Consider the following 15,372-nt stretch of genomic DNA (forward strand, 5'->3'; position numbering starts at 1 on the left):
TGACTTCAGCCCTGCTGTGACTTCAGCCCAGCAGACCGGGAACGATCAACAATGCGGTGGGCACTGCAAGCAGCAGGGCCGAGGCCAAGAGGACCAGCACTCGTACCGGCTTGGTGAGTGGCGGCTTGGGCGAGAGCAGGCGGCTGACGCGTGACGCCGTCGTACGCGGTGAATCGGCACCACCGGTAGCGCTGACGGCACCACCCTCCACGACGGCGCCACCAACGCTGAGTGCCTGGCCGCCGGCCAGCTCCTGCCCCCGGCCAAGGCCCTGCACGGCACCGTTACCGTTAATGCCACCAACCTGCGCGCCGCCAAACTCGCCCAGGGCCGGTTGTGAGGACCCGCTGGCCACAATGGCGATGGCCTTGATCAGGGTTCCTTTGCTCTCCGTGCGGAGTGCGACGTCATCGGCGAGCATTTCGATCAGTGAGTTCACGGCCGTTTGGGCCAGCCTGGTGGTGGGGAACCAAGGCAGTGCCTGCCGCCATGCAGCGAAAGCCCACAGGAGGAGATCGTGGCGTTGGGACAGGTGGGCGTTCTCATGGATCAGCACGGCCCTGAGTTCGGCCGGCTCCAATGCTGCCATCAAGCCGTCGGAGAGAACGGTTACGGACCGGGCGCCGCCGGGAAGGCAGTAGGCCACGGGGGAGTCGTGGTTGATGACCACGGTGCCGGGCCCGTCCTGGGATGGTGATGCCAGGAGGGCGAGCAGCTCGCGGTGGCGTCGGCGTTGCCGTTCAATTTTGTAGTAGGTCAGCAGCAGGGTGAAGACCAGGTGAGCGGTCAGCAGTGCTGCAGCAGAGAGAGCAAAAAGGTGCCAAAAGCCAAGCGCTGTTGTGGGTTCATTGTTGAAGACCATCCCGGCCAGGCTCTTGAGCCCTGCTATCAGGTTGTCCCCGATTGGCTCCAGTCCATAGACGAGCATTGCTCCGATCATGGACAAGCCACCGGCGAGGGCTATCGCCTGCCATAAGACCATGGCAGTGAACGGGGATCGCGCCGGCCACTGCGCACGTGAGAGCAACACGGGTACCGGCCATGCCAGAATCAATGCCAGGACCGCAAGCAGGTATGAGGTCCAGAACATAGTGGCTAATTGTAGCCGAGCAGTTTGCGCAGGGTAGCGGCTTCGCTTTCGGTGACGGAACCAATGAAGCGGGCGAGGACGGCCTCGCGGTCCGGAGCGGAGCCCAAGACTTCATGCATGAGCTCGGCGGTGTGGTCAGCGCGGCTTGAGACGGCCTGGTAACGGTGCGGACGCGTTCCGCGTTCGCGTTCAACCAGGCCCTTCTTTTCCAGGCGCGAGAGCACGGTGAGAACCGTGGTTACTGCCAGGTCCTTGCCTTGATGCCCTGCGGTGCCGTCTCCGGCCTCGGAATCCTGCGCCAAGAGATCACGCAGTGTGTTGGCAGTTGCAGCCTCCTGGCCTGCCCAGAGCAGATCCATCACTGCCCGTTCCAGTTCCCCAAGACTTGCCATCAATACGTCCCTACCTTCCGCTTTCCGGTACAGCGTGTTTGCTGTCGGAAGCGATGATCCAACATTCCACAATAAATCTACCGCTTTTCCGACCTTCATTCTACGTGAGGTAGAACGACCGGCGTGGCGGCCGGGGTACTGACCCCTTGCGCGTGGGTTACGCCACTTGAAGAATGGGTCCCGGCGGTCGCCATTTGTTCTACACTGTGTAGAAGAGAAGTTTTCTACGTGACGTAGAAGTAAGGTCATCGTACTTCGGTCCACCGCACAAAGGACAGCCATGGACGCCTTGGAAATCGCACGCTGGCAATTCGGTATCACCACCGTTTACCACTTCATGATGGTTCCGCTCACTATCGGCCTCGGCCTGGTGGTGGCCATCATCCAGACCATTTGGTACCGCACCGGCAAGCCCGAATACCTGCGGATGACCAAGTTCTGGGGAAAGCTCTTCCTCATCAACTTCATCATGGGCGTAGCTACAGGCATCGTCCAGGAATTCCAGTTCGGCATGGCATGGAGCGAGTACAGCCGCTTTGTAGGAGATGTCTTCGGCGCGCCGCTGGCTCTTGAAGCTTTGTTGGCCTTCTTCGTGGAGTCCACCTTCCTGGGATTGTGGATCTTTGGATGGAAGCAGCTCAAGCGCGGCGTTCACTTGGCGTGCTTGTGGATCGCCGTGATTGGCTCGGTCTTCTCCGCCTACTTCATCATTGTGGCCAACTCCTGGATGCAGCACCCTGTGGGCGTGGAGATGATTGACGGCCGGCCCGTGATGACCGATGCCTGGGCAGTATTTACCAACAACACCGCGCTGGTTGCAGTGCCCCACACCCTGTTTGGTGCACTCGCTGTGGCGGGGGCGTTCCTTCTGGGCATTGCCTGGTACCACCTGTGGCGCCGACGCCACGACGGCATTGACGTTGTGGGCAAGGACGGCAAGCTGGTCCCCGGTGAGGCTGCCATCCCGGGCCGCGACAAAACCGATTACACCGTCTGGATGACCTCCCTGCGGATCGGTGCGGTGGTGGCCATGATTTCCTTCGCCGGAACCGCCATCACCGGTGACTTGCAGGGCAAGCTCATGTTCGAGCAGCAGCCCATGAAGATGGCTGCCGCGGAAGCTGCCTGCCACGACGGTACGGGCTTCTCAGTCCTGAGCGTGGGTAACCTCGGCGCCACCAACTGCGAGGACATCGTGGCGGTGATCGAAGTGCCCGGTATCCTGTCCTTCCTGGCCAAGGGTGACTTCACCACCGAGGTCAAGGGCGTGAACAGCCTGCTGGGTGAATACAAGGAAAAGTACGGCACCCACCTCCCGGACAACCCGCTGTACGGTGAGCGCGCCGGGCAGGAAATCCAATACGTTCCGGTCATGGAAGTTACCTACTGGGGCTTCCGCATGATGATCGGTTTCGGCGGCATCGCCGCCTTCGCAGCCCTGCTGGCACTCTGGGTGACCCGTAAAGGCGTCGTCCCTGGGTCCAAGTGGCTCATGCGCCTGGCCGTCTTCGGGATCCTCGCGCCGTTCGGCGCCAACGCGGCCGGCTGGATCTTCACCGAGATGGGCAGACAGCCGTTCGTGGTGGCCCCCAACCCGGACATGAACGGCATAGACCAGGTGTTCATGTTTACCGCCGCGGCGGTCTCGCCGGGTGTCAGCGCGGGCGAGCTCATGACGTCCCTGGTGGTTCTTACCGCCATCTATGCGGTGCTGTTGGTGGTGGAAGTGAAGCTCCTGGTCAAGTACATCCGTGGAGGCGTAGCCTCGGCGATGCCCGAATTGGGGCACCCCACGGATTCCAAAGACCACCACGACAAGAACGATGACGGCCCGGCCAAGTCCGGAAACGACGTCCTGGCATTCGCCTACTAAAGCCAAGGGGTAATGACAATGGAACTGTTGCCAACCATCTGGTTCGTAGCCATCGCAGTGTTGTGGACCGGGTATCTCTTCCTTGAGGGTTTTGACCTAGGTGTGGGCATGCTCATGAAGATGTTCGCCCGCAACAACACGGACCGCCGTGTGCTGCTGAACACCATCGGCCCGGTATGGGACGGCAATGAAGTGTGGCTTCTCACCGCAGCCGGTGCCACCTTCGCTGCCTTTCCCCTCTGGTACGCCTCGCTGTTCTCCACCCTCTACCTGCCGCTTCTAGCGGTCCTGGCTGCTCTGATCTTCCGGGCTGTCGCCTTCGAATACCGCGGCAAGGTGGATTCCGAACGTTGGCGCAACCGCTGGGACTGGGCGATCGCCGTCGGGTCCTTCGTGGCCGCCTTCGGCATCGGCGCAGCACTGGCCCTGACCACTACTGGCCTGCCCTTGAACGGGAACGGAGACCGCGTGGGCGGTCCCATGGCATGGTTCAGCGGTTACGCACTCCTGGGCGGTTTCGGGGTGGTGGCGTTCGCGCTGGTCCACGCCCTGGCATTCCTGGCCCTCAAAACCGACGGCGACGTCCGGTACCGGGCCCGCCGTTGGTTTGTCCGGCTGGTGCCGTTCGCGGTGTTGCCGATGTTCGGCTGGATGGTCTCCGTCCAGTTCCTGAGCGGCAAGCCCTGGACCTGGGCGTTGGTAGCGGCTGCCGTGATCGCCGTCGTCCTGGCCTGGCGGCTTGCCCGGGCGGGATCCGAAGGGCGCGCTTTCAGTGCCCTCGGCGCCTTCATTCTTTGCGCCACAGCCTCCATCTTTGGAGCAGCGTTCCCCGTGGTCATCCCGTCCACGCTTGACCCTGCCTTCAACCTGACCATTTCCAATGCCTCCTCCTCGGACTACACGCTGGGGCTCATGAGCATCGTGGCCGCCGTTGGACTGCCACTGGTGATCGCTTACCAGTCATGGACATACTGGGTATTCCGGCGGCGGGTCAGCGCAGCCCACATCCCCGAAGCCCACGGATTCCTGCCCGCCATTGCCGGCAAGGTGATGAATCCCAAGGACAACACCCCGGCCACCTCAACCCCACCCGGAGACTAGTCGCCCCATGAAACCCGTGTTCCCTTCCGGCCCGGCAACCCGATCAGCACTCTACGCAATCGGCCTCATGTCCGCCCTCAAGGCGCTGTCCTTGGTGCTCATGGCGCAAGCTGTAGCGGCGATGCTGGCAGGGCTCGCCTCCGGATCAGGGGACTGGAACAGCAGCCTGCTTTGGGGTGCAGCCGGAGCGGTCCTGAGGTCACTGACGGTGTGGGGCCAGGGAATTGCTTCAAGGCGGGCGGCCCTTGGTGTCAAGGAAGAACTGCGGGCGCGGTTGCTGCGGCGCTCGCTGTCCGACGCCGGTTCGGCGCCGGTTACGGGCATGAACGACGGCGGTCTGGCGATCCTCGCCACAAGGGGCCTGGACGCGCTGGACGACTACTACACCCAGTACCTTCCGGCGATCGTGAACTGCGCAACGGTCCCATTGCTGATCGGAGCGCGGATCCTCTTTGCCGACTGGGTAAGTGCCGTGGTGATCGTCCTGACCGTTCCCTTGGTACCGCTGTTCATGGTTTTGATCGGCAGGCACACCGAAGACACCGTCCGGGAGGCCCAGGGCACGCTCCGGAAACTCTCCGGCCACATCCTTGAGCTCGCAAAGGGGCTTCCCGTCCTGGTGGGCCTTGGCCGTGCCACCGAACAACGCGCAGCGCTGGAAGAGATTTCCGAGCAATACCGCAGCCGCACCATGGGAACCTTGCGCACAGCGTTCCTCTCCGCGCTTGCCCTGGAACTGATCGCAACCATCTCAGTGGCCGTGGTGGCAGTGTTCATCGGTGTCCGGTTGGTGCATGGCGACATGGCCCTTGAAGCCGGACTCCTGGCACTGATTCTGGCCCCGGATTGCTACCTTCCGCTCCGGGAACTCGGTACCGCCCACCATGCCAGTGACGACGGCAGGGCCGCCCTCGAAACCACCAACGCGGTATTGGATACACCCGCACACCGGCGATTGCAAGAGGCCGCTGCATCCGGAGAGGACCATGCATCCGGAACATCGGCACCGCCTGCCGTGGTGGTGAGCGGGCTGACGGTGACTTACCAGCAAAGGTCCGCACCCGCCGTCGGGCCCCTTGGCTTCACCGCCGCGCCCGGGCGCGTCACCGCCCTGGACGGCCCCAGCGGCGCAGGGAAAAGCACGGTGCTCAGAGTCCTCGCCGGACTGATAGGGCAAGGACCGGCAGCCACTGTCTCAGGGACCATCGCCGGCGCAGCGCCGGGAACAGTCGCATGGGTTCCCCAACACCCGGTCATGGCCAGCGACACTGTGCAGCAAGAGATCGAACTGTATCTGCACGGATACCAAGGGAACATGGCCGAGGCTGTCACTTCCATCCTGAGAAAGGCATCCGCAGAACACCTGGCCGCCGGAAATCCCGCAGAACTGAGCCCCGGGGAACTACGGAGAGTTGCACTTGCCCGGGGGCTGGCCCGTGTTCGAGCCGGCGCCACCGTCCTGCTGCTCGATGAACCCACCGCCCACTTGGACCAGTATTCGGCAAGCGTGGTTCGGCGGGCCATGGAGTCCCTTCGTGGCAACGTCACTGTGATTCTGGTGGCCCACGACGCCGCCACCCGTGCCCTGGCCGACCATGTAGTGCCCGTGGGAAACCACGCCCACTCGGCCCCCGTCGCGGCCGGAGCGGGCACTCCCATCGCGGGCACTCCCATCGCGGGCACTCCCACCACGGGCACGGCGTCAACAGCGGCCCCTGCGGCTAAGACGAAAGGCGCCACAGCACCGGGCGCATCTTCATCGGCTCCCATCACCGCAAGCATGTACAGGCTCCTGCTGGCCTTGAAACCCGTCCGCTGGAAGTTCGCCGCGGCCGGCGCAGTAGCCGTCCTGGCCGCCCTCTTTGCCGTTGCGTTGTCAGGCCTGTCCGGATGGCTCATCATCCGGGCCAGCGAACAGCCCCCCATTCTTTACCTGCTCGGAGCGATCGTCGGAGTGAGATTCTTCGGCATCGGACGGGCGGTGCTGCGCTACTGCGAGCGGCTCCTGACCCACGATGCCGTCTTCGCTGCCATGACCCGCCTCCGCGGTGCGCTCTGGGCCTCCCTAAGCCGCAGGGCACTGTCCCTCCGGCGCCTCCTGAACGGCGGCAACGTGTTGGGCTCCATCGTGGATGATGTAGACACTCTCCGCGATCTCCTGCCCCGCGTTGTCCTTCCGCCTGTGACTGCCCTGGGAGTCGGTGCTGCAGCAATCCTGGCCACATCCATCGTCCTGCCCCAGGCACTGCCGGCCGTAGTGGCGGCCACCGTTGCGGGGCTGCTCATTGCACCCACGTTGGCCATCCTGGCTGACAGAAACGCGGCCCTCGCCGAACAACAGATGCGCTCAGTGGTCTTGCGGGCAGTTGCCGCTGCCCTCGATGCCCGCGAAGAACTGAGCGCCAACGGTGTTGGAAAACCGGTCCTTGATGCCCTCCGCGCCAAGGACCGCAGCGCCACCCTCTCAGCGCAGCGCTCGGCATGGGCCGAAGGACTCGGCCAGGCCGTGATTGTCCTCGCTTGCTCGGCGGCCGCGTTGTGGGCGGGCGCCCTCAGCGCCCCCGCCGTGCTCAACGGCACTGTTGCACCGGAACTGGCGGCCGTCATTGTCCTCATGCACCTGGCCTTGGTGGAAGCCTTCGGTGGCATGGTGTCCGGCGTCCGCCAAGCCCCGGCGCTCGCAGCCGTGCTGGGACGGGTGGCAGCGTCCGGGGCGCTGGACACTGACGGTTTGACGGATCACGACGGCGGCACCCGGCAATGGCCGGAACGTCCCGGTCAGGCGGGACTGGAGTTGAAGGACGCAGCGGCATCCTGGCCCGGTGGCCCAACGGTCTTTTCCGGTGTGAATGCCGTTGCCGCGCCAGGCCGCTGGCTTGCCGTAACCGGTCCCTCCGGTGCCGGGAAGTCCACGCTTCTGTCCGTGTTGCTGGGGTTCCTGCCGTTGGACCACGGAAGCGTGAAACTCTCCGGCTCTGCCGCATGGTGCCCCCAGGAGGCGCACCTGTTCGATTCCACGGTCCGCGGCAACCTCCTGCTGAGCCGCCCTGCTGAGTCGAAGCCCAGCGAAGCAGAGATGCGCAAGGCCTTGGCCGACGTCGGGCTTGATGCGGTGGTGGAAGCGTTGCCCGATGGCCTGGACGCCAGAATCGGACCCGGCGGTTCCTTCCTTAGTGGCGGTGAACGCCAGCGTCTGGCCATGGCCAGGACACTCCTGACCGGAGCGTCCGTGCTGCTCCTGGACGAACCCACAGCGCATCTGGACGCCGGCGCGGCCCGGGAAATGATGGACATCCTGCGCACGGGACTCCGGGATGTCACCGTTGTCCTGGTGACCCACAACCCGGAGGACATTGATCCCTCCGATGCGCGGTTGGAGTTCACTTCCGCGCAGGTTGCCCCAGCGCAACTTGCCAGGTGAATCGGATGGGCGCGGCGGAACTGGTGGGCAGGCCTACTCCTCAGTAGCCTGTTGGCATGCCATTCGAACCCGCGAACCTGCCTGATGCCACTGCCACCGGCCTGAGCTGGCGGCCAGCCACCATGGAGGACCTGGAGAATTGGGCGGGCCTCATTGCCCGGACGGCTGCGGCCGAACATCCCGTTTGGTACGAGAAGCGCGGCGACCTCGTCCACATCCTGGAGTCCGTCAAGAACCCGGCGGAAACCAGCACCCTGTTGGGCTTGGATTCCGATGGCGTGGCCCGCGCCTATGGACGCATCGCCAAGAACCCGGACGGTGACAAAGCCACTGGTACGGCATGTGTTGACCCGGCCTGGCAGCAACGTGGGATCGGCTCGGCAGTGCTGCTGTGGCAGGAGGGGCAGGTGCGCACCCGCTTCCAGGCCGATCAAGCAGCCGGCCACACCACCGCGCCGCCCCGCCTCCGGATCCAGACCGAGGAGCAGCACGAACACCAGGCAACATTGCTGATGGGCCACGGTTATGGTGCTGTGCGCTGGTTCAACGAAATGCACCGGTCACTTTCCACGGATCTGCCGCACGTGCCCCTGGGGGAGGGCCTTGAGCTCAGGACGCTGGATCAAATATTTTTTGAACCCGTGCGCCAAGCCCACAATGATGCGTTCAGGGATCATTGGGGAAGCGAGCCACGGGATGAGGAATCCTGGCGCTTCACCATTGAGGAACCCACTGCCCGGCACGATCTCAGCGCCGTGGTGATCGATTCCGCCACGGGGGAGGTGGCCGGGTACCAGCTGACCAGCTTCGATCCCGACTCCGCCAGGGACCGCGGTTACAAGGAGGGATACACCGAACTCCTTGGTGTGCGGCGCGCTTATCGTGGCAGGGGCATAGCCCAGGCCCTGCTCTCCGACGCCATGAACCGCTACGCCTCCGCCGGGATGGAGGTGGCCTCACTGGACGTGGACTCAGCCAACCCCACCGGCGCGCTGGAACTCTACCTCGGCATGGGTTATGAACCCGTGAACCGCAGTATGACGTGGGAGAAAATGCTCTAGTTCCCTAGCCGTCCACATCATGAAGATGGTGAACAACATCGTGGAGGAAGTACTGGGAGAACGTCAGCACGGTAAATGAGGATCCGTTGCTTCGCGTTCCGGTGCGCTGCCAGTCATCCTCGGTGACCCGTGCGAAGGACTCGGCAATTTCCTTGCCCTCGGCCTCGAGTTCATCGGCCACAGTCCGCGGATCAGCGGAACCATACTCGCCGTCGATCGCCGCCTGGTCCTGGTCCCAGTTGGCGAATCGGGCGTCGTCCTCCGTGAGCATCAGGTTCAGCCGCTGGTCGAACAGGCTGAAGACATCGCGGACATGGCACGCATACTCGAGGTTGGACCAGGTGTGGTCATTGGGACGTGTGGCCACGTCCTCCCGCCGCAGTACCGCCCGCCACCGCGGGAGCATGTTCAGGACGGTGCCCGGCACCGTGGAAGGTGTCACCGTGGCGGGGTCGAAACCGCACTCGGGGCAGGGCTTGGAGAGCACCCAGGTCCAGTCTTTTTCATCAGGGATGATCGGCATGCGGCCAGTCTAAGCTGATCAGCGCCAACCCCGGTGCATGGCAGTGAATATGTTGTTGCACGGGCAGGAAAATACGGTGTGGTTTTCGGATTACTTACGGGCTGTCCCCAGAGTAAAGTTCGTTCCGGGGGGAGAGCCGGAAAGAGAAAACAATGCTCAAGGATCAGCAGGTTGGTGCCGTCCTACCGGCACAGGACATAGCCCGGGCACGCGCGTACTACAGCGAAAAACTCGGACTGGAACCTGAAAATCCGGACGACGACGACAACCTTCAGTACAGGTGCGGCGATTCAACCGGATTCTTTATCTATCAGACGTCCAATGCAGGGACTGCCAAGAACACTCAGATGGGCTGGAACGTCAGCGATCTAAGGTCCACGGTTCAGGAACTGCGCGGCAAGGGAGTTCAGTTCGAAGATTACGATCTCCCCGGCCTGAAGACAGAAGACGGCATTGCCACGATGCCTGACGGAAGTGCTGCGGCATGGTTCCTGGACAGCGAAGGAAACATCCTCAGCATCAACCAAACCGGCTAACCCGCGCTTTGGCCTGATGGCCACGGCAGCACAAAGGCCGGAGGTCTGCAGCCCCCGGCCTTTGCCATGCCAGCCGAACCACTGTGCGACTATTCTGCCGCTTCAGCCCAGGCCATGCTCGGGCCGATCGCTTCCACGGGCTGGGACAGCGGAACACCGGAACCATCCCTGCGGCCGTGTTCGTGCGGGAGTGCACGTGCTACGCCGGCCGCTGAGGACGCCTTCGCAGGACCGTGCCCGGCCCACGCCAGGAGCAGGGTATCCTCGCCCTTGAGGAATCGGTGAACCCGCACGCCGCCGGTGGCCCGGCCCTTCGCGGGGTACTCCTCAAAAGCGGTTACCTTTGCAGTCCCCGGTGCCGTCCCGGGCAGCGCGCCGTTGGTGCCGGCGATGGTCACCACGACGGCGGCGGGATCGTCCGCGCGAACAGTACCGAAGTGGATCACTTCGTCGCCGGCGCCCAGCTTGATTCCCGCCATGCCACCGGCTGTCCGGCCTTGGGGGCGAACGTTTGAGGCACTGAAGCGAAGCAATTGTGCCTGGCGCGTCACGAACACCAGGTCTACGTTGTCCTCCTGTGCCGGTTCCACCGCAAGGACCGAGTCCTTGTCCTTGAGCGCGATGATCTCCCAGTCTTCCCGGTTGAGCGGATAATCCGGCTGCACACGCTTCACGACGCCCTGAACTGTGCCGATTGCCAGGACGGCGTCCAAGGGCACGAACGCCACCAAGGTCTCGCCCTTGAGCAAGGTGATGAAGTCCTTGGCCGGGACACCACCGGCTAAATTGGGCAGACCGGAAACCGGCGGCAGAACCGGCATGTCCATGACTTGGAGGCGCAGCATGCGCCCTTGGGATGTGACCGCACCGATTTCTCCCCGGGCAGTGGTCTTCACCACGGACCGGAAGACATCATGCTTGGTCCGGGGGCCCGACTCGGCCAGAGGTTCCTGGTTGGAAGTCCTGGCAATCTGGCCCGAGACACTGAGCAACGCCCAGCAGGGATCGTCCGGAATTTCCAAGGGAAGCGCCGCAGCTTTGCCCTTGGGCCCGGGAACGGAGGCTGCCAACGCTGCCGCAACGGTGGGGGAGACTGCTTCCGATTCCAGGAGCACTGTGCGCCGGGGAGTGCCGTATTTTTCGGCGACGACAGCCAACTCGCCGGAAACAAGATCGCGCAGCAACACATCAGAGGCAAGAATTGCCTCCAGCGCTTCGATTTCGCGCCGCAGTTCGTCCTGTTCCTTTTCAAGTTCAAGGCGGGAGTACTTGGTCAACTGCCGCAGGCGCAGTTCCAGGATGTAGTTTGCCTGGATTTCGGTGAGGTCGTAGATGGACATGAGACGTTCACGCGCTGCCGAGGCTTCGTCGGAGGAACGAATGATCTGGATGACTTCGTCGATGTCCACGATCGCGATCAGAAGGCCTTCCACCAGGTGGAGGCGGTCCTTCTTCTTGCCAAGGCGGAAGGACGTGCGGCGGCGCACCACGTTCAGGCGGTGCTCCACGTAGACCTGCAGCAGCTGGAGCAGGCCGAGCGTTTGTGGCTGGCCGTCCACCAGGGTGACGTTGTTGATGCCGAAGGAATCTTCCATGGGCGAGTAGCGGTAGAGCTGCTGGAGCACGGCGTTGGGATTGAAACCGTTTTTCAGCTCGATGACCAGGCGCAGGCCGTGATTACGGTCCGTGAGGTCAACGACGTCGCTGATGCCTGTCAGCTTCTTGGCGTTGACGGCATCCTTGATCTTCTCGATCACCTTTTCCGGACCCACCATATAAGGCAGTTCGGTGACCACCAGGCCGGTACGCCGGGCGGAGAGCTGTTCCACCTCAACCTTCGCCCGGGTCTTGAAGGATCCACGGCCCGTGGCGTAAGCATCACGGATTCCGTCCAAGCCCACAATCCTGCCCCCGGTGGGGAGGTCGGGCCCTGGGATGAACCTCATGATCTCGTCCAGCGTTGCACCGGGGTTGGCGATCAGGTGGCGTGCGGCAGCAATGACTTCAACCAGGTTGTGCGGAGGCATGTTGGTGGCCATGCCCACAGCGATCCCGGTAGTGCCGTTGACCAGCAGATTGGGGAATGCTGCGGGGAGGACATCGGGCTGCGTCAGCTGGTTGTCATAGTTGGGCACAAAGTCCACAACATCTTCGTCCAGATGGTCCGTCATGGTCAGCGCAGCGGCCGCCAACCGTGCCTCTGTGTAACGCGGTGCTGCCGGCCCGTCGTCGAGCGAACCGAAATTGCCGTGCCCATCAATCAGCGGCAGGCGGAGGGAAAAGTCCTGGGCCATGCGCACCATGGCGTCGTAGATCGCGGTGTCGCCATGCGGGTGGAGCTTGCCCATGACTTCACCCACCACGCGGGCGCTCTTGACGTGGCCGCGGTCCGGGCGCAGGCCCATGTCAGACATCATGTACAGGATGCGCCGTTGGACGGGCTTCAGACCGTCGCGGGCGTCCGGGAGCGCACGGGAATAGATCACCGAGTAGGCGTACTCCAGAAAGGAGCCTTCCATCTCGGACGTGACGTCAATGTCCACGATGTTCTCGGTGAAATCGCCGAGCGGCTCGGCTGTGCGTGATGATTTTTGGCTGCGGGCCATGGGGTCGGTAAATCCTTGAAAGTTGTACTGCGGATGTTTTAGCTAGGCTAAGCCTATGGTGGATCAGCCCGGCGTCGGCATTTATCCGGAATATTGGGAGGCTGATGTCGTGCTGCGCGACGGCGGGACCGCCCACCTCCGTCCAATACGGCCCCAGGATGCGGACGCGTTGCAGGCATTCCATGCCGGCCAGTCCCAGGCTTCGATCTACATGCGGTTCTTCTCCTTCAAGCCCAAGCTCTCCGGCAAGGAGGTTCGGCGCTTCACCGAAGTGGACCACATCAACCGCGTGGCCTTTGTGATCACCATTGGCGGCGAAATCATGGGGATCGGCCGTTACGACCGTCTTGACGATCCCACCGAAGCAGAGGTGGCCTTCAACATCTCCGATGCCCACCAGGGCCGCGGGATCGGCTCCATCCTCCTGGAGCATCTGGCCGTTGCAGCCAGGGAAAACGGCATCCGCCGCTTTACGGCCGAGGTCCTCCCGGACAACCGGAAGATGCTGATGGTCTTTGCCGACGCCGGCTATGACCTCAAACGCCAGTTTGATGACGGTGTGGTGAGCGTGGAATTCAACATCGATCCCACGGAGAAATCCCGGGCCGTCATGGAGTCACGTGAGCACCGCGCGGAGGCGCGCAGCGTGCGCGACCTCCTGTGGCCGTCGTCGGTGGCCGTCATCGGCGCCAGCCGCAAATGGGGGACCGTGGGTTACCAGCTGCTGGAGCACATCATTGAAGGTGGCTTCAAGGGACCGGTCTATGCCGTCAATCCCGAGGCGTTCGAACTGGCCGGAATGGTCTCCTTCGGGAAGTTGTCCGAGATCCCGGGGCCGGTTCAGTTGGCCATCATCGCTGTTCCGTATGAAGAAGTGCCCAAGGTGGTGGATGACTGCGCTGCTGTAGGCGTCAAGGGGATTGTGGTGGCCACGGCCGGATTCGCCGACGACGGCGAGCGGGGACTGGTCCGCCAGCATGAACTGGTCCGGGGCGCCAGGGCCAACGGGATGCGCGTCATTGGCCCCGAGTCGCTGGGAATCCTCAATACACATCCGGAGGTGTCCCTTAACGCCTCCATGGCTCCCACCATGCCGCCCAGGGGCAGCCTGGGTCTGTTCAGCCAGTCCGCCGCAGTGGGGGTGGCCGTTTATGCCGCCGCCAGCCGCCGACGCCTCGGCCTGTCTTCGTTCTTGTCTGCGGGAAACCGCGCGGATGTTTCCGGTAACGATGCCATGCAGTATTGGGAGGACGACGCCGATACTTCCGCCGTGGGCCTCTACCTGGAGTCCATTGGCAACCCACGCAAATTCTCCCGACTGGCACGCAGATTGTCCCGCAGCAAACCCGTCATTGTTGCCAAGTCGGATGTCACAGGCCTGAGCTTGCCGCCGGGCCACGAGGTCCGCACCACCCAGGCGCCGTCGGCAGCAGTGGATGCCATGATGCGCCAGGCTGGTGTGATCCGTGTTGAGACCATCGAACAACTCATGGACATCGCCCAAATAGCGTCTTCACAGGCGCTGCCCAAAGGGCCCGGTGTTGCCGTTTACTCCAATTCGGTGGCACTGGCCAAAGTGGTGGCCGATTCTGCAGGCCCCTTCGGGCTGGATGTGAACAGGCTGGTAACGGACCTTGACCTGGACGCCGGAATGTCACTGGCACTCCCGGCACTGAAGGCAAGCCTCCGGGAAAGCCTCGCGGACGATTCCGTCCATGCCGTGGTTGCAGCCCTTCTCCCGGCGCGCGGGCTGACCGTGGAATCACTGGCAGGTGTCCTGGCCGAGTGCGCGGCCGAGGCCGGCAAGCCCGTTGTGGCGGCGTTCACCGGAATACTGGATCCCTCCGTGCACGTTGAGGGCATGGTGGGAGCAGAGGGAAAACCCGTCCTGCCTTGTTACTCCAATGCCGGGGCTGCCGTGGCGGCTCTTGGCGCGATTGTCCGTTACGCGCAATGGCGGGACCGGGACCAAGGGCTCTTTGTGGAGCCCGAGGGTTGCGACGTGGACGGCACCAGGGACCGGCTAAGTGCCATGCTGGCCGGGGTAACGGGCGAAAAGATCAGAAAGCTCGACGCCGGTGCTGCCGCGGCACTGTTGTCCGGCTACGGAATCGATGCTGTGCCCACGCTGGGATTCGGCACTGCAGATGAGGCCGTGCAGGCAGCGGAGACCGTTGGCTGGCCCGTGGTCCTCAAAACCACCGATCCTGCACTGCGGCACCGGCTGGACCTTGGGGGAGTGCGCCTGGATATTCAGGACGCCGAGTCCTTGCGGCAGAATGTTGCCCAAATGCGCCGCGCCCTGGAGCCGTACGGATCTCCATCACTGGAAGTACAGGCGATGGCGCCGGTGGGCCAGGCTTGCACCTTCCGTGCCATGGAGGACCCGCTGCTGGGGCCGGTAGTGTCTTTTGGGCTGGCCGGCGATGCTGTGAACCTGCTGGATGACTGGGCGCATAGGGTGCCGCCGCTATCGGCTGCAGATCTCCACGACGTGATCCGTTCGCCCCGGGCGTCCCGGAAACTCTTCGGCTACCAAGGCCTGCCCGCTGTTGATGTCCAGGCCCTTGAGGACATTGCGGCCCGGCTTGCCAAGCTCAAAGACGATCACCCCGGGATCGCGCTGGTGGAGTTCAACCCCGTCCTGGCGGGTCCCTCGGGAGCCACCATCCTTGGGGCGGATGTGTGGATCGGCAATGCAGCGCAACGCACGGACAGCGCCCGGCGCGCGATGCGGGGTTAGCCACAGCAGCGTGCCGCACGGTTAGG

At 63.5% G+C, this 15,372-nt stretch carries 10 protein-coding genes; 6 read left to right on the plus strand and 4 right to left on the minus strand.

The window, feature by feature from the left end:
• Positions 1 to 22: 22 nt before the first annotated feature.
• Positions 23 to 1,090, minus strand: coding sequence for a M56 family metallopeptidase (locus ABI796_RS08355; protein WP_141281943.1), 1,068 nt, complete (start codon positions 1,088 to 1,090; stop codon positions 23 to 25).
• 5 nt (positions 1,091 to 1,095) lie between these two features.
• Complete coding sequence (locus ABI796_RS08360) at positions 1,096 to 1,482, minus strand: BlaI/MecI/CopY family transcriptional regulator (RefSeq protein WP_011774471.1); 387 nt, start codon at positions 1,480 to 1,482, stop codon at positions 1,096 to 1,098.
• A gap of 280 nt (positions 1,483 to 1,762) precedes the next feature.
• Here ABI796_RS08360 and ABI796_RS08365 point away from each other — a divergent pair, with 280 nt between their 5' ends.
• Genes ABI796_RS08365 through ABI796_RS08380 form a run of 4 tightly spaced genes read left to right on the plus strand, consistent with a single transcriptional unit; the run spans position 1,763 to position 8,938 of the window.
• Positions 1,763 to 3,355, plus strand: coding sequence for a cytochrome ubiquinol oxidase subunit I (locus ABI796_RS08365; protein ID WP_141281945.1), 1,593 nt, complete (start codon positions 1,763 to 1,765; stop codon positions 3,353 to 3,355).
• A gap of 18 nt (positions 3,356 to 3,373) precedes the next feature.
• Positions 3,374 to 4,456, plus strand: a complete 1,083-nt coding sequence (gene cydB / locus ABI796_RS08370) for a cytochrome d ubiquinol oxidase subunit II (protein WP_141282027.1) — start codon at positions 3,374 to 3,376, stop codon at positions 4,454 to 4,456.
• A 7-nt stretch (positions 4,457 to 4,463) separates the two neighbouring features.
• On the plus strand, positions 4,464 to 7,877 hold the full coding sequence (gene cydD / locus ABI796_RS08375) for a thiol reductant ABC exporter subunit CydD (protein ID WP_141281947.1): 3,414 nt from the start codon (positions 4,464 to 4,466) through the stop codon (positions 7,875 to 7,877).
• A gap of 56 nt (positions 7,878 to 7,933) precedes the next feature.
• Positions 7,934 to 8,938, plus strand: a complete 1,005-nt coding sequence (locus tag ABI796_RS08380; protein WP_141281949.1) for a GNAT family N-acetyltransferase — start codon at positions 7,934 to 7,936, stop codon at positions 8,936 to 8,938.
• A 4-nt stretch (positions 8,939 to 8,942) separates the two neighbouring features.
• Here ABI796_RS08380 and ABI796_RS08385 read toward each other — a convergent pair whose 3' ends face one another.
• On the minus strand, positions 8,943 to 9,461 hold the full coding sequence (locus ABI796_RS08385; protein WP_141281951.1) for a DinB family protein: 519 nt from the start codon (positions 9,459 to 9,461) through the stop codon (positions 8,943 to 8,945).
• A 152-nt stretch (positions 9,462 to 9,613) separates the two neighbouring features.
• On the opposite strand from ABI796_RS08385, the gene ABI796_RS08390 reads away from it, so the two are divergent.
• A complete protein-coding gene (locus tag ABI796_RS08390) occupies positions 9,614 to 9,997 on the plus strand; it encodes a VOC family protein (RefSeq protein WP_141281953.1) in 384 nt (127 codons plus the stop codon).
• Between the two features lie 89 nt (positions 9,998 to 10,086).
• Here the strand turns inward: ABI796_RS08390 and ABI796_RS08395 are convergent, their stop codons facing one another.
• Positions 10,087 to 12,603: a DNA topoisomerase (ATP-hydrolyzing) subunit A gene (locus tag ABI796_RS08395; RefSeq protein ID WP_141281955.1), complete on the minus strand. Its 2,517-nt coding sequence runs from the start codon at positions 12,601 to 12,603 to the stop codon at positions 10,087 to 10,089.
• Between the two features lie 55 nt (positions 12,604 to 12,658).
• On the opposite strand from ABI796_RS08395, the gene ABI796_RS08400 reads away from it, so the two are divergent.
• On the plus strand, positions 12,659 to 15,346 hold the full coding sequence (locus ABI796_RS08400; RefSeq protein ID WP_141281957.1) for a bifunctional GNAT family N-acetyltransferase/acetate--CoA ligase family protein: 2,688 nt from the start codon (positions 12,659 to 12,661) through the stop codon (positions 15,344 to 15,346).
• The last annotated feature ends 26 nt before the right edge of the window (positions 15,347 to 15,372 follow it).

It is taken from the genome of Paenarthrobacter aurescens (assembly GCF_041549525.1).
GTDB lineage: Bacteria > Actinomycetota > Actinomycetes > Actinomycetales > Micrococcaceae > Arthrobacter > Arthrobacter aurescens.

Coding starts and splice junctions, on each gene's coding strand:
- ABI796_RS08400 (WP_141281957.1), top strand. CDS start 12,659: ATGGTGGATCAGCCCGGCGTCGGCATTTATCCGGAATATTGGGAGGCT.
- cydD (WP_141281947.1), top strand. CDS start 4,464: ATGAAACCCGTGTTCCCTTCCGGCCCGGCAACCCGATCAGCACTCTAC.
- ABI796_RS08385 (WP_141281951.1), bottom strand. CDS start 9,461: ATGCCGATCATCCCTGATGAAAAAGACTGGACCTGGGTGCTCTCCAAG.
- ABI796_RS08355 (WP_141281943.1), bottom strand. CDS start 1,090: ATGTTCTGGACCTCATACCTGCTTGCGGTCCTGGCATTGATTCTGGCA.
- ABI796_RS08395 (WP_141281955.1), bottom strand. CDS start 12,603: ATGGCCCGCAGCCAAAAATCATCACGCACAGCCGAGCCGCTCGGCGAT.
- ABI796_RS08390 (WP_141281953.1), top strand. CDS start 9,614: ATGCTCAAGGATCAGCAGGTTGGTGCCGTCCTACCGGCACAGGACATA.
- ABI796_RS08365 (WP_141281945.1), top strand. CDS start 1,763: ATGGACGCCTTGGAAATCGCACGCTGGCAATTCGGTATCACCACCGTT.
- cydB (WP_141282027.1), top strand. CDS start 3,374: ATGGAACTGTTGCCAACCATCTGGTTCGTAGCCATCGCAGTGTTGTGG.
- ABI796_RS08380 (WP_141281949.1), top strand. CDS start 7,934: ATGCCATTCGAACCCGCGAACCTGCCTGATGCCACTGCCACCGGCCTG.
- ABI796_RS08360 (WP_011774471.1), bottom strand. CDS start 1,482: ATGGCAAGTCTTGGGGAACTGGAACGGGCAGTGATGGATCTGCTCTGG.